The sequence below is a fragment of the Jeotgalibacillus soli genome (assembly GCF_000829435.1).
In the GTDB taxonomy this organism is placed as follows: Bacteria; Bacillota; Bacilli; order Bacillales; family Jeotgalibacillaceae; genus Jeotgalibacillus; species Jeotgalibacillus soli.
Window position 1 is genome coordinate 548,524 of sequence record NZ_JXRP01000018.1, and the last position, 18,485, is coordinate 567,008.

An 18,485-nucleotide genomic window follows, 5' to 3' on the forward strand; every position below is an offset into this window, starting at 1 on the left:
ATAAAATATATAAAACGAGAGGTGAAGTGATGGGGAAAAGAGTGAAGCAGGACTCTCTTGCGGATCAAATTTACCATTTAATCAAAGATTCGATCATTAAAGGTGAATTAAAGCCAGGTGATCGTATTACGGAACTGGATATCTCGAATACGCATGGTGTCAGCCAGGCACCTGTGCGTGAAGCCTTCTTAAGACTTAAGGAGGATGGAATGGTTGTAAGTATGCGTCATAAAGGAACCTTTGTATCCAATCTTTCTCTAAAGGACATTAGAGAACTCTACAGCTTTCGTGAAAAAATGGAGCCATTGGCAATTCAACTTGCCATTGAAAATGCGAAAGAACAAGACATTATAAACCTTCAATCATTATTTGAAAACATGTTGGAAGCAGGAAAGCTCCAGGACGTTGACAAAATTAGAAATGCGGACGTAATGTTCCATACGTATATTTATAAGCTTGCCAACCATTCTTTTATGTTTAAGATATGGGAATTACTGAGTGCTAAAGCAAATCGCGTTTGGTACCTGACCAGTCAAGTATATTTTGAAGATATAAATGAACTTGCTCTGATCCATAAACCAATTTTGGATGCATTTATCCATAAGGATACGGCGCAATGTATAGAAGCGTTCGGCGTTCATTTGGAGTTTGTTAAGAAAAAAATACTTTCCAATAAAGAATTGGAAAAATTAGATGAACAATATTATCGTTCAAGAGTTGGAAAAAGATAGAGCATGTTCAATTATAATGAGCAGAAATAGACATGGTGAAAACCAGGTCTATTTCTATTGATTCGCTGTAACGTACAGTTGACCGGCTACTAAAATAAATAAAGAGTAGGCTTTGATAAAATATGAGTTTATTAATTGCTTTAAATAATTCGCATAATAAAATGGTTTTATATAAATCAAATGATTAAAGTTCTATTTGAAGCAAAACGGGTTCACAGATAAAGTAGTAATTACTTAGAAGAATGAATTTTTTCGATTTTTGACCTATCAAGTTAAACATTATTGTTCCTTGTCCTCTGTATTACCGCCGGTTCCATCATACTGGTCATTGTTGGCGTCTGTACCACCATCATCAACTTCAAAATTTGTTCCGTCATCACGATTATCCAATATCTCTCTGTCGCGATCGGTTACGTTTCCTGTGCCATCCTGGTGTTTGCCGTCGTCATTCTGGGCTTCATCTTTAACAGCTTCCTTGTTAGTTGTATTATCTGTATTGCAGCCGAACATTAAGGTGATTGCAGCGATTATTCCACCAGCAATTTTAAACCATTTCTCCATATCCTCAACCTCTCTTTTTGAAATTTGCATAATGCTGTTCTCTCGATAGCTTCTCCTTATAGTGGAAAGTTATGTACAGTCAGGACAATGATCTAGTGAAAAAATAATTTGGTTCATCTAATGAAATACGAATAGCAAGAAAGAACCAGCCATTTTGAAAACTAGCTAAACATATTAGTTGATTTCAGCTTTACGACGCAATAATATAGATATATTGCAAATTATAGATATATAAATTTGTTTTTTATTTACCGCTTCAATGAAATTTTGTTAGCAGCATATGGAAGGGGCATGCCACGTTGAATAAGGATTTAAATCTACTGGATGATGAACAAGCCGTTGAAATCTTCAAAGCACTGGCGAACCAAACGAGAGTCAGTATTCTCCAAATGTTAAAAGACCCTGATTCTAATTTTTCAACACAAGCACATGTCATTAAAGATGAAGGATTTGAGGGTGGTGTTTGTGTAAGTGATATTCGAAGCAAAACTGGAATCTCGCAGTCCACTACTTCTCAGTATTTATCAATTTTATTGCAATGTGGGCTAGTTGAAATGAAAAGAATAGGGCAATGGACGTATTATCGTCGCAATGAAGAAACAATCAAAAGGTTCGAAAGATATATTTGTCAAAATATATAAACCGTTAGAAAGGAGGATTGTCATGAGTTTATTACACCATCGCGGATATAACAGCATGTACAAAAAGGACAAAATGACGCTCGGCTTCTCCATCCCTACAGCAAGGATGTCCAAAGATCCCATCATGGAGAATCAATTGGAGCTAGCCCGTAAGATCGAGGATTATGGCTTCGCGGCCTTATGGCTTCGAGACGTTACAATTCAGAACCTGAATATTGATGATAATGGACAAATGTATGATTTATGGATTTATTTGACGTATCTTGCTGCTTATACGAAGGATATTGCATTAGGGACATCAAGCGTTGTCCTACCGCTCCGCCACCCTGTACGAGTAGCAAAGGAAGCGGCATCTATTGATCAATTGTTTCCTGAACGCTTAATCATGGGAGTTGCTTCAGGAGACAGAGAAAAAGATTTCACAGCCCTAGGAGTATCTAAAGAAGATAGTGGCCTATTATTTGAAGGGAATTACAAATTTCTGGAACAGCTACTAAATGAGGATCGCCCAACTATCCATAGCTCATCAGGTGTAATTGATGGTACAGATATGAGATTGATTCCAAAGCCTGTTTCTTCGATTCCTACTATGGTGACTGGGTTTAGCAATCAGTCTTTAAAATGGATTGCGGAGCATGGAGACGGTTGGATTCAATACCCAAGAAGCTTTGATCAACAAAAGAAATTAATAAATGATTATCGTGCGTTGTCTGAGGTTTACTCTTCAGGAGTATTTAAACCTTTCTCCCAGACTTTATTCATCGATTTATCGGAAAATCCCGATGCATTACCTGTTCCCATTCCTTTAGGGTTTCATGTTGGCCGCAATCAATTAGTGGAGCTTCTTCATCAATTTCAGTCTATTGGGGTCAATCACTTGGCCTTTGTATTATATTTTTCAAGGCGTCCACCAGAGGAAGTAATTCAGGAACTCGGAGAATTTGTTTTACCTTATTTCCCGACTCATAAACGAATAGATAGACAATAATGAAAGTCTGAAAGGCAGATGACGTATGAATAACATAGCAAATACACCAATTTCTGTACTTGACCCCTCACCCATTATAGAGGGAGGATCGCCAGAAATTTCTCTTAAAAATACACTTGATTTAGCAAAAAAAGCTGAGCAGTGGGGGTATAAAAGATTTTGGCTCGCGGAACATCATAATTGGGTAGGTATGGCCAGTTCTGCATCGCCCATCGTGATTGGAAGAGTGGCCTCTGTCACAGAGAAAATGCGTGTCGGCTCAGGTGCATTATTGCTTTCCCATTATTCACCTCTTTCTGTGGCAGAGCAATTTGGCACGTTAGAAACATTATTTCCTGGCCGGATTGATCTAGGTTTAGGGCGAGCGCCAGGTACGGATCGATATACTGCGAATGTATTACGACAACGAGTTGCCGGAGAACCGGAATTTCCAGAACGCCTGCAGGAGCTTATTGCTTATTTATATGGTTCAGGAACGACAATGAGAAATGGCTCACATGTTTTTCATGCTATTCCTGGCGAGAAAACTGAAGTTCCAATTTGGCTGTTAGGTTCTAGCCTATATAGTGCAGAATTGGCCGGAATGCTTGGACTTCCTTTTTCGTTCGCGGGCCATTTTGCTCCAGGCAACATGATGGAAGCTATAAAAGTGTACCGGGATAATTTCCGTCCTTCCGAATTTTTGCAAAGTCCATATGTGCTTCTAGCTGTCCAAGTGGTAGCGGCTGACGATAAACAAGAGGCACAAAGGCTTGCTACATCAATGTATCAGAAGTTTCTTTTACTAACACAAGGAAAACCAGCTCCTATCCAGCCTCCTGTTGAAAATATGGACAGACTTTGGAGCGCTAATGAACGCAAATCGGTTGAAGAACAGCTCTTCACTTCCATTATAGGGGATCCAGCGGGAGTGAAACAGCAATTACAAGAGATTATTGTGAAAACAGGAGCCAACGAAATCATGGCTCATACAGAGATTTTTGACCACCAAGCCCGATTGCGCTCTTATGAAATTCTGGCACAATCTATACAACGTTAAAAAATAGAGGAATTTTTCTATGGGTTGTGGGGCATTTTTTTACAGAGGGTATCTACCTCGTCATAAACAAAAATAATAAGTATACTATCCTTTTTATAGAAAGAAGATGAATATATGTCTGAACGTACAAAACAACTGGCTACTATTCCATTATCAGTGCTGGATCTTTCACCGATTATAGCCGGAAGTAATCCAGCTGATTCTTTTCGCAATACATTGGAACTTGCTCAGCTTGCTGAAAAACTTGGCTATAACCGTTATTGGCTGGCTGAACATCATAATATGCCGTTTATCGCCAGCTCTGCCACTTCTGTAGTCATTGGCCATGTTGCTGCTGGTACATCAAAAATCCGGTTAGGTTCAGGTGGAATCATGCTGCCGAATCATGCTCCGCTCGTTATTGCTGAACAGTTCGGGACTCTTGAATCCTTATATCCTGGACGTATTGACTTGGGGCTTGGCCGTGCGCCCGGAACAGATCAGCTTACCGCTCGGGCATTGAGACGAGACTTAAGAAGTACTGGAGATGATTTTCCTGAACAGTTAGCTGAGCTTCGTGGTTACTTTGATCCTTCCTCGGTACAAGGAAGTAAACAGGTTAAAGCTGTTCCAGGTCAAGGATTGAATATTCCAATATGGTTGTTGGGTTCAAGCGGGTTCAGTGCACAGCTGGCTGGAGAACTGGGATTGCCATTCGCCTTTGCCAGTCATTTTTCACCAGAAAACACACTGCCAGCTATACAATTATATCGTCGGGCTTTTAAGCCATCTAAAGTATTGGACAAGCCTTATGCAATGGTCGGGTTAAACGTAATTGCTGCAGAGACGGATCAAAAAGCACAGCGTCTCGCTTCTACTTTACAACAGCAGTTTTTGAACTTGATGCGGGGTAACGAAGTACCACTGCAGCCACCGGTTGATGACATCAATGATATAGCTAGCAGCTATGAAATAGATGCTCTTCAGAATCAGTTAGGTTCTTCGATCGTGGGCAGTCCACAGACAGTGAAAGAAAAACTGGAGAAATTTTTACATGACAGTCAGGCCGATGAAATTATGGCAATTGCCCAGGTTTTTGATCATAATGATCGACTCCGTTCATATGAAATTCTGGCAGATATAACGCAAAGACAAAATAATTAATAATAGTCACTCTTGGAAAGGAGGGTGTCCCAAAAGTATAAGGCTTTTGGGCAGCCTCTTTTTTCCAAGAAAATAGCTCTATAAAGTTGGCCTGTTGATTTCCGCTCCAGGGACTCGCTTTCCGCGGGCGGTCCGGGAGCCTCCTCGGCGCATCCGCGCCTGCGGAGTCTCCCGTTGACTCGCTTCTCCCACAGGAGTCTCGCCCCTTACACTCCAATCAACAGGGTGCAAGAATCAATATCAGCATATAAACTAAGGTAAAAAAAAGAAGAAAATCATACTTTTCCCAACTTCTTCTGAGAATATAGCTGAAACAGTGAAAAAATTAGAGAAGCGCTTGGAAAAGGATCCTAAGAATAAGACTTTGAGAAAAGCAAAGCGCCAGTTAGAAAAAGACCTTTTTCCAAGAAAGCAAAAGTATGAACAGCAGAAATCTACATTTGAAGGAAGAAACAGCTACTCAAAAACCGATACGGACGCTACCTTTATGCGGATGAAAGAGGATCACATGAAAAACGGCCAGCTGAAGCCTTACTATAATGTACAAATTGGAATTGAAAATCAATTCGTTGTTGGCTTCAGTCTGCATCAGCGTGCTGGAGACCCTGGCTGCCTCATTCCTCATTTGAATGTATTAGATAGATATGACCGTCCAAAGCCTAAGTCTGTTATTGCTGATTCTGGTTATGGCAGTGAGGAAAACTACGCCTTCTGTGAAAAGGAAGAAATCAAGGCCTATATTAAGTACAGCACCTTTGATAAAGAATCCACGAAGAAATGGAAAGAGCAAGTCGGACGAGTTGATAACATGAGTTACGATGATGAGCTTGATGAATGGATTTGTAAGAATGAATATAACATAACCAAAAACATGAATCTTTATCTATTTAGTAGCAACTCCGAAAAATAGTATTGGCACCACCGCAACTTATAAAAAAGCTCAAAACGAACCTTGCAACTTAAATAACAAATAACTCGATCCATTAAATGCATCGAGTTTGAAATAGATTAAGGCTTGCTATTTTAAACTGTTTGTTCAATAGAAAAAAATCTATTTCCAAAAGTGAAAAGGAGTGTTCACCAAGCTAAGCTATACATTAGCTTAGACTATAACAGGAAATTAGTAACCACCGATACCCATACAAGAACATCCGATAATGATAAGTAGAACGAATAATACAACCACTAACGCAAAAGAGCTCCCCATATCTAGCACCTCCAATCAAATCTGAATAAATAATATTTTCATCATTTAACAGATTACTGCTAAGACAATAATTAAGAGAATGAACAAGACAACGATTAACGCAAAGCTAGTGCCTAAGCCGCCGTAGCCTCCACCGTAACCACCTCCGTAGCCAGCGCCGCCATAACCTCCGAATCCCCCGCACATATGTTTCCACCTCCTTTATCTGACGATTACGAGAAGTTAAATATTATTTTCTATGATTAATCTATGTTTTAGAGTAAGACTTGGATTGGACAAATTTATTGAAGTTAGTAGATATCAACAATTGTCTACTAGATTTATCGTGCATATACACAGAATACTGCACTTACAACTACGCAGTATTCTGTCATTCAATTACAATAACGCTTTAAAAAATTCGTCGCCTTCTGTTTAAAAGAAAAATACTAGCAATTAAGAAGAATGGAATAAATCTTCTTCTTCTAAAACGGTCACGGATAAACATTCCTCTTGGTGGGTCCGTACCTTCGATTACACCTCGATGAATTCTGCCAGTATGATCTCGGATCTCAACAGCTTGGCCTTGGTGTCTACTTACTAAATTATTCATGTTACTCCTCCTTTCTTTAGCAGCATGTGTTCTAATTTAGAATCCTATCAACTATTTTTATCCATGTTTGTATACCAGACACAGTTCCATTTTCATAAACACTAGATTTTAAATAAAAGGACAGATTACATGAATCTGTCCTTCACTCTTATCGTATGCGAATCCAAGCAAACGAGTTGAAGAAATCATGAGTGATTTATATCACATTGACCAATATTAATAGCCACCGATACCCATACAAGAACATCCGATAATGATGAGTAGAACAAATAGTACAACTACTAAGGCAAAATGGCGTCCAAGTCCATCGCTCATATCTATCACCTCCTATCATGTTTGGCTTATTGAGTTATCATCGATTAATCACTCCAGATTGAAGCTCCTACAATAATTAATAGAATGAACAAGACTACGATTAGCGCAAAGCTAGAGCCCATGCCACCATAGCCAGCTCCGCTATAACCGCCACCGTAGCCGCCGCCATAACTTCCATTTCCCCACATAAATTTCACCTCCTATCATCATGTTGAGAAATGCTATACAGCATTCCTATTACTAATCTATGTTTTTTTCAAAAATCGGCTTGGACAAAATTTTTTGGAAGTCAGTAGAAATGCACAATTTTTTAATAGTTTTTTGAAATTCCATACATAAAATATGGGAAAGTCTATAAATTCAAAAACTCTAAATACACATAAAGAAGCGTATGCAATAGCATACGCTTCTTTCAACTTAAAGGCAGCTATGTTCTACACGCTCAAAAATAAAACATGTAGTTTAGTTGCGATGAGTCTCTCGTAATCTATTATGCATATTAGATTAAAAGGAAGCAGGAAGAAATCTGGAATCAACATATCCGAACCCAATTAAAAAATGCTTAGCCAAAAAAGCCATTACCTAAGGGTTCAGGTGAAGGCTTAATCTATTTAAAGAGTTAATTTTTACGAACAGATTTAAAGATGCAGCTTAAAATTAGGACACAAATGATTGAGCCAAGCAGAGCAGGAATAAACGTAACCCCTGCAATATCTCCTCCCAAGGTCGTCTAGGGTCATTCCTCCCAAGGTTTTTTCTGTATAGTACTTTTTATATTAAGGTTTTCGCATGGCAGTAGAGTTTTTTTCTTGAAATGATTTATTTCACGAGTACACCATACTTAGTACTAGAATTATCGGATTAATATTTTCATTATCTTGTTAAGTTTTCTTCTCTGTTTAATCTTTTGACTCAATTATGTTTTTAAACATATTCAATCGAAATTGAATAGCTAGGCTAAACCCGTGAAATGTCTTAAGTTTTGATTTTAGTGCAATTACATTATGCCTATGCTTAAGAACTAGTATTACCACTAAATCTATGTGAATGAGGATGAGCACCGTTAATAGTCGTTACTCCTTGAAAATTATGATAATGCCCACCATCAGGTAATGGAATGGCAGGTCCTGTTATGCCTTGGATTTCATGTTTATGACCATCATCAAATGAAGTGTGGGTAAAGAATTTATGAGTATGAGGGACTCCACTAGGAGCTGCTTCAGTTGTTCCTGCATATTTATGATCATGCCCTACGTTAAAAGAGGTTACTCCTGAAAAGTAGTGTTTATGAATGGGTTTTCCATCCCAAGTAGTAAGATATAAATGGTGAGAATGCTCAGCATCTATATTTGAATCGTTTGAATGAATCATAAATCCTGTCACCAGTACTTCCATATGTGTTTATTCCACCTCTCTGCTTGTTTAATTAATTTTATGAAAGTGAGACAAAATTAATACCCTTAAAACATTTCTAATAAGAAACCATTTGACAAAAATGTAAACGCAATTTTGAATAACTGAATATATTAATGTATAAAAAAGCATATGGAATCGCTCTTTATGGATTCTTAAATGGTAAGAATTGCAGATGATATTAACAGAAAGTATTCGAATGAGTGACGTATCTGCAAAACTTGTTAATGAGGTTGAATTTAACGTATTAGAAGTCATTGGTCATGTAGTAGCAAAGAGCCTTTCGCAATTAACTCGTTTTAAAAGGATTCTTGACAGATTTACAGAATCTGTCCAATTAAATGACGAGATGAATTCGCTATTGATGAGATACTGTGGTTCGAGATCATATAGGCAGAGTACATAAATTGAACCAGCCGATTCAACAGACGGATTATTTCTGTGTGGCGTCTTAATAAGATTTATCTCCTTTTTTAAATCGTTACATCTTGCCTTCATTACAGATAACAATTCCTCTAAGAGTAATTGCTATTTTACCTTAAAAGAAAATAGTTTCTTTCACCAGAAAAGAAGCTATAAAAGGTGTACAATTCTTTCCAATCTTTAAGAAATTTAAATAATTTGATTAGACATTGACGGTGTATTTCTGTTGGATAAGAATGCCTAGAGCAAAATAAGTTCTAAAACATATTTATAAATGAGGGGGATTTGCTTCTCCAAGTAATTTTCAACTGGGGGTGATTACTTATGTTTGGTGGATACGGCTTTGGAGGTTGTGGTTATGGCGGCATTGGCTATGGCGGTGGTTTCAGAGGTGGTTTTGCGCTGATTATCGTATTGTTCATTCTGTTAATTATTGTTGGGGCTGCATTATGTTAAAGGTCATAATGGGATCATTCATTTAACGTAAAAATCCAACGAATGTCTGGAGGGTTTAACATGGGTGGATACAGCGGTGGTTTTGCGTTTGTTATTGTCGTATTCGTATTGCTGGTTATTATTGGATGCTCTTGTGGCATCTGGTAATTAAATAGTGAAACAAAAAATATTTATATAAGTGCAAAGACTGTGTATAAGAGCAGCAAATTATTCACTGCTCTTATACTTTTTCATATAATTTTTAAAAAAATAAAGGTATCACCAATTGATTTTTCAAAATAGACTAACATGAACTTTATATTATGAAATTTTCATTAATTTCAATTATATGGAAATATAAATATGTTGAAGTGAAAGAGCAGTAAGTTTAATAGAAGATGAGAAAATGATTTAAAAAGATAAATATATTTTTTTATAAGAACAATTAAGATAGGGGAATTGCCGATGGAGAAGGACCATCAAATAAAAATGTATAAAGAAAGCGATGATCATTCACAAGAATTACTTAAAAAAATAGAGTCATCTTCATCCTATGGTGAATCGAAACAGTTAGATAATTGGTTTTTTGGTAATAGAATAAAGGAGTCTAATGATCGTAAACAGAATGAGCAATCAAAAAATGAACATGATCGATTTACAGAATTTTTGTTTGGGCAGGTTAAAGTTATTGAAACATCCAATGAAAAAGAGGGATCACATACTAGTAGATCGAATCGGATGAATGACTGGTTTTTTGGCAATAGAGGAAAAGAGGATGTATCAAGTCCAAATGTTAAGGATCCTGCTTCTGATCAAATAAGTGACAACACTCCCATACCATTGATTAATAAAGCAACACCATTTTTAAACAAAGCCCTAAAGAGATTTCATTCTAAAAAAGAGAAAGATTAGTTACAGAAGCTTTATTCACTTGGGTTTTCTAATCAGTTAAAAATTTTTATTCCTTTAAATAAAAAGCGTGATGATCATATTCCTTAGGCTGTCGAGAAAGCACGACAGTCTATTTTTATCTACTTTACTCTATTTTCTCCTCAATAAAAAATTCTCGAAATGAATTTGAAATAACGAGTCGATTCCTCCCTTTTATCGGGCATTGCTGGAGAGAGTGAAACAATTAATAACGTAGCAGAAATACTGCAGAGGCTTAAACGTATGACTATAGCAAAACGTTATCTTTAACATAAGGTAATAGTACATATAATTATGTGAATATTAGCGAAAGGAGGATATTTATGTATCAACCTACCATATTTATAATCTATGCTGCAAATATCAGGGGAAAAAAGTTAGAATTCAAGAACGTAATAATAGAGTTTATGTAGGGGAAATTACTAGAGTGACTAAGACTCATGTCTGGATAAGACCTACTAGAAATCTAGGAGGAAATGGCTATGGATTCTATGGAGGATTCGGGGGATTTGGATATGGACTTGCACTCGGTTCTATTACTGGCATTGCTCTAAGCTCAGCATTCTGGTGGTAGATTATATTATTAATATAGGATAAATATCAAAATCTCGTGAATTCATTAGGTGTCATTGTATATTCGAAGGGCTAGAAGATATTTATTAAGTTATCGATTTGCAAATGTATAATAAATTAACTGGCACAGCCTTCTGTTAATAGGTCACACGAATGATTTTACAAGGGCCAATCTGTTTCGTTAAATGACCATCTAACTCATGATTGCTCTCTTCCTGAGTTTAGTATACGTTTAATTGATTTAAATTAATGTGCACTCCAAATTGTTAGTCTTAAGAAAGGTGATTTTTGCTAGGCAATAAATAAAATAAGGAGGTGAAAAATAGCCAATGCATCCTTTAAATTTTGGATCAAAACCATTTCGGCCAAACCTTAGACAGAGACAGAAATCTCTTCCTCCAAGAAATTTTCTATCAAACCAAAATCCTAGATCACCCCGAGGATCTTTTAGGGGACCTGGTTTGTCTGGGAATTTAGGTAATATTATGTCACACGTTAATACTGTCTCAAATGGAATCAATATGTTAAGACAAGTAGGATCCGTTTTCTCAATTTTTAAGTAAATAATATTCTTGTATTTGGGATATACTTCAATCTTAATTATAAATAATTAAATAAAACTAAAAAATCTATACGCACTAAATGTATAAGTAGGTTTTCTATAAAATATGGTTATATGAAGAAAACTGGTGGGTGGGGAGGGGAATATGAGAATATATCAAACTTTTGATTATGAAATAATTGCAAGGTTAAATAAACCTGTTCAAGATTTACACTCAAAACTGTATCCTGAATACTTCAGCGAATATAACTACGATGCAATGAAAGAATTTTTCAAAAGTCTAATCAATGAGCAGCGTTTTATTTTCCTTATTATAGAAGATAACCAAGAATCGTTCGGTTATGCTTGGATAGAGAGTAGAAACTATCTAGAAAATGCTTTTTGTAAAGAATATAAATCTATATATGTACATCAGATCAGCATTCTTGAAACTCACAGGAAAAAAGGTTATGGTTCAATTTTAATGAAAGAAATAGATCAAATTGCGAAAGACAAGGGAATATATTTAATTGAACTCGATTGTTGGTTTGAAAACAGTGATGCAAAAGACTTTTATAAAAAACATCATTTTACAAAAAATAGGGAGTTTATATCTAAACAATTATAACTTTCGGTGCTTTAATTCAACGAATCAATTATAGTCTCTTGAGCAATGCACTGAACACATTATATTGCTCTTTTCTTTACAGTATATTTAACTATTGTCAAATTGGATCGATATTTTGTGGGATGGATGAGATTTCTTTTTACTTCATTGTCAACGTAATAGATTACTTTACCTTCAAATGCATGGATTGGAAGGTTTCGTGTCCAAAGAACTCATGAGCATTTCTTCTCTAGTTTATTTAACAACATATCATTTTCGATTAATCTTTCTCGTATACGGTTTATCAGGTATTGAACATTAGGCCCACTGATCTGCTTAGCCGCGTTCAAGAAGAATTTTAGTATCAACGGAATGCTTGCGGGCAAAGCCGTGACAACACATCACTCTATTTTTTTGAAGAGTCTCAGAATAATCACCTGTAATAGCCCGGCGGATACATCCATGTATGAACCTCTAATACCTTACGATAAAAAAGCGATTCCAAAATAGGAGCTATAGTGAAACAAAGGGAGTTGTTCTAGCAACTCCTTTTTAGTATGGAACAATCTGGACAAAGAAGAATATTTTTTCAACTAAAGAATGTGTTTGTTCAAGAATAATCTTCATTGCAAATGGGTCTAGAAAGTTCCCTATTCTGTAGAGAACTGTTTAAAAAATTGATTATAGACTTTGCTTTTTTTAAAAAATTTTTATTCAAATATCCATTAAAATATTGAAAGCTTTTATACTGCTTCATTTGCTGATTCAATAAATATGCAGATTAATTGCATGGAATGAAATACATATTTTAAGCCATATTAAAAGAAAATTTGGTAGTTAAAGGAGAAAAACATATGGCAAAAGTTTTATTTATCACGGCGCGTCCAAATGATTAAACACATTCCTATAGCATTGCTTCAGGAAAACAATTTATTGATTCTTACAAAGCAGCAAATGGCAGTGATCAAATCACTCATCTAGATTTATATAAAGAACATATTCTCCTCATATTGTTGTCAACGTTTTTAGTGGGTGGGGGAAGCTTCAATCTGGGAAAGGGTTTGAAGAACTATCTTCAGAAGAAAAGTCAAAGGTCGGCCGTCTGTCAGAGTTGTGCGAATAATTTATTTCTATGGATAATTATGTGTTTGTAACTCCTTTATGGAACTTTTTTATGCCTTCAATCATGAAAACTTATATTGATTCCATCGCCGGATCTGGCAAAACCTTTCGATATACAGAGAGTGATCCGATTGGATTTTTGCCAGACAAAAAAACACTGCATATCCAAGCTCGCGGTGGTATTTATTCCGAAGGTCCTGCTGCAGAACTGGAAATGGGTCACCGTTATTTAACAATTATGATAAATTTCTTTGGCGTTCCGTCATTTAAAGGCTTATTTATCGGAGTGCGTAATCAAATGCCTGATAAAGCGCAGGAAATTAAAGAACAAGCATTACAAAGAGCAAAAGAGCTAGCTAAAACTTATTAATAATAACACCTAATTGATGGGGGAAATGATTGGATAAGAAACCAAATCATTATGATGGCAGTCTTCAGGTTCAATTTGAATCTGAAAATGAACCAGCTGTGAAAGAGCCGTTTGAAATAACGGATGAAGCAAGAAAAAATATTAGCTTTAATCCCTATACTTCAGAATAATATGAATAACAGCACCTGCTATTTTGGCGCTGTTATTTGGTTGTTTCCTGTATTCAATCTACTGCGAAAAGGAGGGCGCATAAATAGCCAGTTAATCTTCCGTGGCAATGATTACCCATGCATTGTGGAAAAAGGATTGCGCATTTAATGAGATCAACATTCAATATTGTTCAAAAGGAGTAGGGCTCTAAATATGCGGTGCCCTCACATTAAAAACCCCGCTTGTATAATGGATAAATACGCCTGAACACGCAATAAAGAATAGATAAGTGCTTTTAACACGGGATATGAGGAAGTTAAATAAAATAGAAGACCTAAGATCAGAACTAAAACAAGAGAATGGATAATGCTTCTATGCCACAAAACTAGGCTGCCTAACATCGGTGATACCGATTGTAAGGCAGCCTGGTAATTGTGAATTTTATCTTAGACGATTAACGGTGTTTTTTCTTAATTTTTTGGTCTTTCGAGCAATTTGGACAATGATTTGAGTACAATGTTGTAACCTTTTCATCTTCAAAGTATGTGACTACACCATTACATGTTTGGCAAACGATAATACCCATATCTTTCATCTCCCTTTTTTGTAAGCGCTATTACTTTCTGTAATTCTATAATAGTATGACACATTCAATTTGTCAATGTTAAATAGTATAACTTATATAAAAATAATTGATATATAAAGGGTGAGTATTCAGCATCAAGTGACGATATTTTATTACAGTTAATTTTTCAAGCCTTTAAAGAATGATATGCGTTATCGAGGAATCATAACAGCGTTATTTCCATCCCCGTTATAATATTCAGGAACGTCACCATGTAAAAATAAATCACCTATTTTAATCGAGTTGTTTGTTACAATGTCTTTGCTTAAAGAGGGTATAATAACCTTCAAATTAACCTTTACCTCCAAGTGAATCTCAAGATAGGAGTTATTAATTCCACTTTCCTCAACCGAAGTGGTCACACTTGTTGCAACGTTTCCAACTGTTTCAAAACGAACCGGTATTTTGGGACCTAAGCTTGCTAAAAGAGTATTGCCTGTCGTCATACCTAAAGGCATATAATAAATGATTCCATTATTGTCTGCAGATTCGTCTAGAGTGTCGTCTTCACTGTGAACCCGATAATCTAAAAATCGTTGTACACGTGAACCAGCTTCAGCATCAAGCTTGTTATAGAGTTCTGGATTAAAGCTATAGCCTACACCTTCACTTGTTTCATGAATAATAATTAGTTTTTTTATATCCATCATCTCGGCCATTTCTTCGGAAATTGCATCATTAATCGCTTGAAAAGCAATTTCTCGTGTCTTCGTTTCAGCGATGCTCATTATGCTTGGTTCGATTCGATTGTCAACCAGCCACAAACTGAATACAGACGAAATGCTAAATAAGATAAAAGATAGAAAAAATGCACTTTTTGAAGGGAATAATCTATTTTTTCTAGGTCTTCCATTGTATCGAAACATGCGAACCTCCCTAACATAAACAAATTGTTTAACCAGCAACAATTAAGTGGAAAGATTCGCTCAAGTAATAAGCGATCGAAAATGGGATATTTAATGTGCTGCTGCATATAGGTAGTATATGAACATAGCCTAGGGGAGGTTCGTCAGATCAAATGTAACTCCTAGAAGGGACAGTGAGAGTAAGGGACCATAAACAAATTAATTTGTTTATGGTCATCTACTTATTAGGCGTCTTTGTATTACCAAATAGAATAAAAACAAGGTGTGACTGACATCCACCTTGTATTTCTATACTATCGTGTAAAAAAGTGATTATTTTTTAGATAATGCAACAAGCAGAAATATTAATACTAAGTAGCAACTTCGAAAGATATTTTAATACCTCTAATTAAAGTTAAATAAAGTAAAGTCATTCAATTGAAGGTAGGACCAGTTATATTCGTTCATAGAACTATTGTTTATTTGCATGCATTACTATATAGTTATCTAGGTAACTAATTAAATTAACTATAGAAACTGTATGACCAAGAGCGGGAAAGGAGGAAATGATATGCAGCATCACGAATTGCTGCACGGGCTTCACCAGCTATCAAGGCATTTAACAAACAATTTGAATGAAGCACTGAAGGCACATGGTTTATTTAGTGCTCAGTGGTCGGTTATTTATGCCTTAACGCTGAAGGGTCCCAAAACTCAAAAGGATTTATGTCTTTATCTTGGAATTGAAGCACCTCCAATGTCACGAAACCTCCAGCGAATGGAAAAACAAGGATGGATCATTCGTAAGCCAGGTAAAGATAAGAGAGAGCGTTATATACATTTAACCGAAGCCGCCATAAATAAGTATCCTGAATGGGAAGCGGCCGTTAGTACGATTAATCACCAACTAGTAAATGGCTTAAGTGAAACAGAGCAGGAACAAATGAAAGACTTATTATGGATATGGCTTAATTCTATTCAACGAGAAAAGAGATGAACAGGTTGGTACCTCAGCGATTATGGACGAAAGATTTTATTGGGATCTCGCTTTGCAATTTTTTCTTATTCTTGGCTTTTTATTTTTTACTTGTCACACTTCCAGTTTATGCACTAAAGGATATGGGTGCGACTGCAGGACAGGCCGGCCTGCTTACGACTGTCTTTTTACTTGCAGCCATTTTAATCCGTCCTATAGCAGGACAATGGCTAGAGCGCACTTCCACGAGATTGGTGCTTATTTTTTCACTCGCACTTTTCACATTGCCCACTTTTCTTTATTTTCTGGCAGATTCAATGCCAATTATGTTTACTGTCCGATTCTTACAAGGCTTGGGCTTTGGGATGACCACAACCGTTGCAGGTGCCATTGTCTCAAACATTATCCCTAAAGAACGCCGTGGTGAGGGAATGGGCTATTATGTAATGGCAGCTAACCTTGCAATGGTGTTAGGGCCGTTTTTAGGATTAACAATTATGCAAAACTTAGGTTCATCAGCAATGTTTGTAACGAATGTCATTTTGGCCATTGGAGGGATGATCGCTGGACTAAGCCTAAAGCTTCCTAAGGAAACAAAGGAAATACTTGGTCCTATATCCTTGCATCCATCCGGAATGTTTGAAAGAAGCTCAGTGCCAATCTCTTTCATTGCTGCTTTTCTGGGACTGTCCTATGCAGGTGTGCTGTCTTTTGTATCGGTCTACGCGGAATCACTTGATCTTATTGCTGTATCCAGCTACTTTTTTGTCGTATACGCTGCGATATTATTGTTATCCCGGCCATTCACCGGGCGCTGGTTTGACCATTACGGCTCAAACGTGATCGTGGTCCCGTGTGTCGTTATTTTCGCCATTGGGATGTTTATTCTTTCCATGACAACGACGCCACTTATGTTCCTGTTATCTGCGCTGTTAATCGGACTTGGGTGGGGAACACTTTTCTCTACATTTCAAACGATTGCTATTCAGGATGCCCCCTCTACAAAAAGAGGTTTGGCGATTGCAACATACCTATCAATCTTTGACTTTGGCGTCGGAGTTGGGTCGTTTGTCGTCGGAATTGTAATCGCTGGTATTGGTTTCCAAAGTTTTTATGGCTACAGTACTCTCTATATTTTAGTTGGACTGGGTCTGTATTGGTTCTTTTATGGGAGGAAAATTGAAAACAGAATGACTGAGCAAGTGGCAGAGAAATAACAACAGAATATTTTTAATAAATAAATTTGATTTATTTTTCGGACAATGATGTCTATAATGATCTAATAAAATACCGAATTATTAAAAGGGGGCGATTGGAAGATGCCGATCAATATACCAAAGCAGCTGCCAGCACGCGAAATACTAGAGAAAGAGAACATTTTCATCATGGATACTGATCGGGCGAACATGCAGGATATCCGCCCGTTAAATATTCTCATTCTGAACCTAATGCCGGAAAAAGAAAAAACGGAAGCCCACTTAATGCGACTTCTCGGTAATACACCGCTACAGGTGAATGTTTCGTTAATGTATACAGCAACATACGAATCGAAAAATGTGAGCAGATCTCATTTGGAACAGTTCTACACTACATTTGAGGAAGTGAAAAATCGGCGCTATGACGGACTAATCATTACTGGAGCTCCTGTGGAACAAATTGCATTTGAATCAGTTAGCTATTGGGAGGAATTACAATCAATTATGGACTGGGCGAAAACAAATGTAACGTCCACCTTACATATTTGCTGGGGTGCCCAAGCTGCTCTTTATCATTATTATGGCATTGGTAAATATGGGTTGCCGCAAAAATGTTCAGGTATATACAAGCACTCGGTAACCGATCCAACGGTTAAGCTATTGCGCGGATTTGATGAAGAATTTTATGCTCCTCATTCACGTCACACCGATGTTAGCAACGAAGAGATTGAAGCGAATGAAGAGGTTACTTTGCTTGCTTTATCACCGGAAGCTGGTGCGTTTCTCATGATATCTAAGGATGAGAGAAATATTATGATGACTGGTCACTTTGAATATGATACACATACCCTTGCGGAAGAATATAATCGTGATATGGCAAAGGGTTTAGAAGCCCAAGTCCCGGTTAACTATTTTCCTGATGATAACCCTGCAAACAGACCGGTGAACCGCTGGCGTTCTCATGCCCATTTGCTTTTCTCTAATTGGCTAAACTATTATGTCTACCAGGAGACACCATACGAATGGAATTGAAAGGGTAAGAACGAAAAGTCTATCCACCTT

23 protein-coding genes and 2 pseudogenes are annotated in these 18,485 nt (G+C 36.8%); 16 read left to right on the top strand and 9 right to left on the bottom strand.

The features are described from left to right. Nucleotides 1–29: 29 nt before the first annotated feature. Nucleotides 30–731, top strand: coding sequence for a GntR family transcriptional regulator (locus KP78_RS13070; RefSeq protein WP_041089562.1), 702 nt, complete (start codon nt 30–32; stop codon nt 729–731). A 279-nt stretch (nt 732–1,010) separates the two neighbouring features. Here the strand turns inward: KP78_RS13070 and KP78_RS13075 are convergent, their stop codons facing one another. Continuing rightward, nucleotides 1,011–1,322 (bottom strand): hypothetical protein, encoded by a 312-nt coding sequence (locus KP78_RS13075; protein ID WP_041089564.1) that lies wholly within the window; start codon nt 1,320–1,322, stop codon nt 1,011–1,013. Nucleotides 1,323–1,591: 269 nt separating this feature from the next. Between KP78_RS13075 and KP78_RS13080 the strand changes: the two genes are divergently transcribed. From KP78_RS13080 to KP78_RS13100, 5 genes and pseudogenes are all read left to right on the top strand, one after another. Further along, complete coding sequence (locus KP78_RS13080) at nt 1,592–1,933, top strand: ArsR/SmtB family transcription factor (protein ID WP_084220042.1); 342 nt, start codon at nt 1,592–1,594, stop codon at nt 1,931–1,933. Nucleotides 1,934–1,955: 22 nt separating this feature from the next. Beyond that, on the top strand, nt 1,956–2,921 hold the full coding sequence (locus KP78_RS13085; RefSeq protein WP_041089566.1) for a TIGR03571 family LLM class oxidoreductase: 966 nt from the start codon (nt 1,956–1,958) through the stop codon (nt 2,919–2,921). A 25-nt stretch (nt 2,922–2,946) separates the two neighbouring features. Further along, nucleotides 2,947–3,960, top strand: coding sequence for an LLM class flavin-dependent oxidoreductase (locus tag KP78_RS13090; protein ID WP_041089568.1), 1,014 nt, complete (start codon nt 2,947–2,949; stop codon nt 3,958–3,960). 114 nt (nt 3,961–4,074) lie between these two features. Further along, nucleotides 4,075–5,103 carry an LLM class flavin-dependent oxidoreductase gene (locus KP78_RS13095; RefSeq protein WP_041089570.1) on the top strand — a complete coding sequence of 343 codons (1,029 nt, stop codon included), beginning with the start codon at nt 4,075–4,077 and terminating at the stop codon, nt 5,101–5,103. A gap of 292 nt (nt 5,104–5,395) precedes the next feature. Further along, nucleotides 5,396–5,956: pseudogene (locus tag KP78_RS13100) on the top strand (transposase); the annotation flags it as partial. Between the two features lie 267 nt (nt 5,957–6,223). On the opposite strand, the gene KP78_RS19265 reads toward KP78_RS13100, so the two are convergent. From KP78_RS19265 to KP78_RS13110, 6 genes are all read right to left on the bottom strand, one after another. Beyond that, entirely contained in the window at nt 6,224–6,310 is an 87-nt protein-coding gene (locus KP78_RS19265; RefSeq protein ID WP_084220044.1) for a YjcZ family sporulation protein, read from the bottom strand. Between the two features lie 45 nt (nt 6,311–6,355). Beyond that, the gene (gene yjcZ, locus KP78_RS19270) at nt 6,356–6,496 is read right to left on the bottom strand and encodes a sporulation protein YjcZ (RefSeq protein ID WP_084220046.1); all 141 of its coding nucleotides are present in this window, start codon (nt 6,494–6,496) and stop codon (nt 6,356–6,358) included. 205 nt (nt 6,497–6,701) lie between these two features. Next, a complete protein-coding gene (locus tag KP78_RS13105) occupies nt 6,702–6,902 on the bottom strand; it encodes a hypothetical protein (protein WP_041089571.1) in 201 nt (66 codons plus the stop codon). A 216-nt stretch (nt 6,903–7,118) separates the two neighbouring features. Next, complete coding sequence (locus tag KP78_RS19275; RefSeq protein WP_084220048.1) at nt 7,119–7,217, bottom strand: YjcZ family sporulation protein; 99 nt, start codon at nt 7,215–7,217, stop codon at nt 7,119–7,121. Nucleotides 7,218–7,261: 44 nt separating this feature from the next. Next, entirely contained in the window at nt 7,262–7,405 is a 144-nt protein-coding gene (locus KP78_RS19280; RefSeq protein WP_084220050.1) for a YjcZ family sporulation protein, read from the bottom strand. An 826-nt stretch (nt 7,406–8,231) separates the two neighbouring features. Then, complete coding sequence (locus KP78_RS13110) at nt 8,232–8,612, bottom strand: YmaF family protein (RefSeq protein ID WP_041089573.1); 381 nt, start codon at nt 8,610–8,612, stop codon at nt 8,232–8,234. Nucleotides 8,613–9,377: 765 nt separating this feature from the next. On the opposite strand from KP78_RS13110, the gene yjcZ (KP78_RS19285) reads away from it, so the two are divergent. The 7 genes and pseudogenes from yjcZ (KP78_RS19285) (at nt 9,378) to KP78_RS20315 (ending at nt 13,801) form a co-directional block, all read left to right on the top strand. Then, nucleotides 9,378–9,509, top strand: a complete 132-nt coding sequence (yjcZ, locus tag KP78_RS19285; RefSeq protein ID WP_084220052.1) for a sporulation protein YjcZ — start codon at nt 9,378–9,380, stop codon at nt 9,507–9,509. A gap of 60 nt (nt 9,510–9,569) precedes the next feature. Beyond that, nucleotides 9,570–9,656, top strand: coding sequence for a YjcZ family sporulation protein (locus KP78_RS19290; RefSeq protein ID WP_422723712.1), 87 nt, complete (start codon nt 9,570–9,572; stop codon nt 9,654–9,656). A gap of 297 nt (nt 9,657–9,953) precedes the next feature. After that, complete coding sequence (locus KP78_RS13115; protein WP_041089575.1) at nt 9,954–10,400, top strand: hypothetical protein; 447 nt, start codon at nt 9,954–9,956, stop codon at nt 10,398–10,400. Nucleotides 10,401–10,845: 445 nt separating this feature from the next. Continuing rightward, entirely contained in the window at nt 10,846–10,992 is a 147-nt protein-coding gene (locus KP78_RS21105) for a hypothetical protein (protein ID WP_327063178.1), read from the top strand. A gap of 706 nt (nt 10,993–11,698) precedes the next feature. After that, nucleotides 11,699–12,160, top strand: a complete 462-nt coding sequence (locus KP78_RS13125; protein WP_041089579.1) for a GNAT family N-acetyltransferase — start codon at nt 11,699–11,701, stop codon at nt 12,158–12,160. 890 nt (nt 12,161–13,050) lie between these two features. Then, a pseudogene (locus KP78_RS13130) lies at nt 13,051–13,631 on the top strand (NAD(P)H-dependent oxidoreductase). A gap of 29 nt (nt 13,632–13,660) precedes the next feature. Continuing rightward, nucleotides 13,661–13,801, top strand: a complete 141-nt coding sequence (locus tag KP78_RS20315; RefSeq protein WP_162835596.1) for a hypothetical protein — start codon at nt 13,661–13,663, stop codon at nt 13,799–13,801. 434 nt (nt 13,802–14,235) lie between these two features. Here the strand turns inward: KP78_RS20315 and KP78_RS19295 are convergent, their stop codons facing one another. Then, entirely contained in the window at nt 14,236–14,367 is a 132-nt protein-coding gene (locus KP78_RS19295) for a GapA-binding peptide SR1P (protein WP_084220057.1), read from the bottom strand. A 191-nt stretch (nt 14,368–14,558) separates the two neighbouring features. Beyond that, nucleotides 14,559–15,272, bottom strand: coding sequence for a sporulation protein YunB (gene yunB, locus KP78_RS13135; protein ID WP_041089581.1), 714 nt, complete (start codon nt 15,270–15,272; stop codon nt 14,559–14,561). A gap of 550 nt (nt 15,273–15,822) precedes the next feature. Between yunB and KP78_RS13140 the strand changes: the two genes are divergently transcribed. The 3 genes from KP78_RS13140 to metA all read left to right on the top strand — a co-directional run bounded on the left by KP78_RS13140 (nt 15,823) and on the right by metA (nt 18,455). Then, nucleotides 15,823–16,248 (top strand): MarR family winged helix-turn-helix transcriptional regulator, encoded by a 426-nt coding sequence (locus KP78_RS13140; RefSeq protein WP_041089583.1) that lies wholly within the window; start codon nt 15,823–15,825, stop codon nt 16,246–16,248. Next, nucleotides 16,245–17,444: an MFS transporter gene (locus KP78_RS13145; RefSeq protein WP_041089584.1), complete on the top strand. Its 1,200-nt coding sequence runs from the start codon at nt 16,245–16,247 to the stop codon at nt 17,442–17,444. The genes KP78_RS13140 and KP78_RS13145 overlap by 4 nt, the downstream gene beginning before the upstream one ends. A gap of 102 nt (nt 17,445–17,546) precedes the next feature. Beyond that, nucleotides 17,547–18,455 (top strand): homoserine O-acetyltransferase MetA, encoded by a 909-nt coding sequence (gene metA, locus KP78_RS13150; RefSeq protein ID WP_041089587.1) that lies wholly within the window; start codon nt 17,547–17,549, stop codon nt 18,453–18,455. Nucleotides 18,456–18,485 lie beyond the last annotated feature (30 nt).

Excerpts from the sequence above, each read along its gene's own strand:
- KP78_RS13070 (WP_041089562.1), top strand. The coding sequence starts at position 30 with ATGGGGAAAAGAGTGAAGCAGGACTCTCTTGCGGATCAAATTTACCAT.
- KP78_RS13075 (WP_041089564.1), bottom strand. The coding sequence starts at position 1,322 with ATGCAAATTTCAAAAAGAGAGGTTGAGGATATGGAGAAATGGTTTAAA.
- KP78_RS13085 (WP_041089566.1), top strand. The coding sequence starts at position 1,956 with ATGAGTTTATTACACCATCGCGGATATAACAGCATGTACAAAAAGGAC.
- KP78_RS13090 (WP_041089568.1), top strand. The coding sequence starts at position 2,947 with ATGAATAACATAGCAAATACACCAATTTCTGTACTTGACCCCTCACCC.
- KP78_RS13095 (WP_041089570.1), top strand. The coding sequence starts at position 4,075 with ATGTCTGAACGTACAAAACAACTGGCTACTATTCCATTATCAGTGCTG.
- KP78_RS19265 (WP_084220044.1), bottom strand. The coding sequence starts at position 6,310 with ATGGGGAGCTCTTTTGCGTTAGTGGTTGTATTATTCGTTCTACTTATC.
- yjcZ (WP_084220046.1), bottom strand. The coding sequence starts at position 6,496 with ATGTGCGGGGGATTCGGAGGTTATGGCGGCGCTGGCTACGGAGGTGGT.
- KP78_RS13105 (WP_041089571.1), bottom strand. The coding sequence starts at position 6,902 with ATGAATAATTTAGTAAGTAGACACCAAGGCCAAGCTGTTGAGATCCGA.
- KP78_RS19275 (WP_084220048.1), bottom strand. The coding sequence starts at position 7,217 with ATGAGCGATGGACTTGGACGCCATTTTGCCTTAGTAGTTGTACTATTT.
- KP78_RS19280 (WP_084220050.1), bottom strand. The coding sequence starts at position 7,405 with ATGTGGGGAAATGGAAGTTATGGCGGCGGCTACGGTGGCGGTTATAGC.
- KP78_RS13110 (WP_041089573.1), bottom strand. The coding sequence starts at position 8,612 with ATGGAAGTACTGGTGACAGGATTTATGATTCATTCAAACGATTCAAAT.
- yjcZ (WP_084220052.1), top strand. The coding sequence starts at position 9,378 with ATGTTTGGTGGATACGGCTTTGGAGGTTGTGGTTATGGCGGCATTGGC.
- KP78_RS19290 (WP_422723712.1), top strand. The coding sequence starts at position 9,570 with ATGGGTGGATACAGCGGTGGTTTTGCGTTTGTTATTGTCGTATTCGTA.
- KP78_RS13115 (WP_041089575.1), top strand. The coding sequence starts at position 9,954 with ATGGAGAAGGACCATCAAATAAAAATGTATAAAGAAAGCGATGATCAT.
- KP78_RS13125 (WP_041089579.1), top strand. The coding sequence starts at position 11,699 with ATGAGAATATATCAAACTTTTGATTATGAAATAATTGCAAGGTTAAAT.
- KP78_RS19295 (WP_084220057.1), bottom strand. The coding sequence starts at position 14,367 with ATGGGTATTATCGTTTGCCAAACATGTAATGGTGTAGTCACATACTTT.
- yunB (WP_041089581.1), bottom strand. The coding sequence starts at position 15,272 with ATGTTTCGATACAATGGAAGACCTAGAAAAAATAGATTATTCCCTTCA.
- KP78_RS13140 (WP_041089583.1), top strand. The coding sequence starts at position 15,823 with ATGCAGCATCACGAATTGCTGCACGGGCTTCACCAGCTATCAAGGCAT.
- KP78_RS13145 (WP_041089584.1), top strand. The coding sequence starts at position 16,245 with ATGAACAGGTTGGTACCTCAGCGATTATGGACGAAAGATTTTATTGGG.
- metA (WP_041089587.1), top strand. The coding sequence starts at position 17,547 with ATGCCGATCAATATACCAAAGCAGCTGCCAGCACGCGAAATACTAGAG.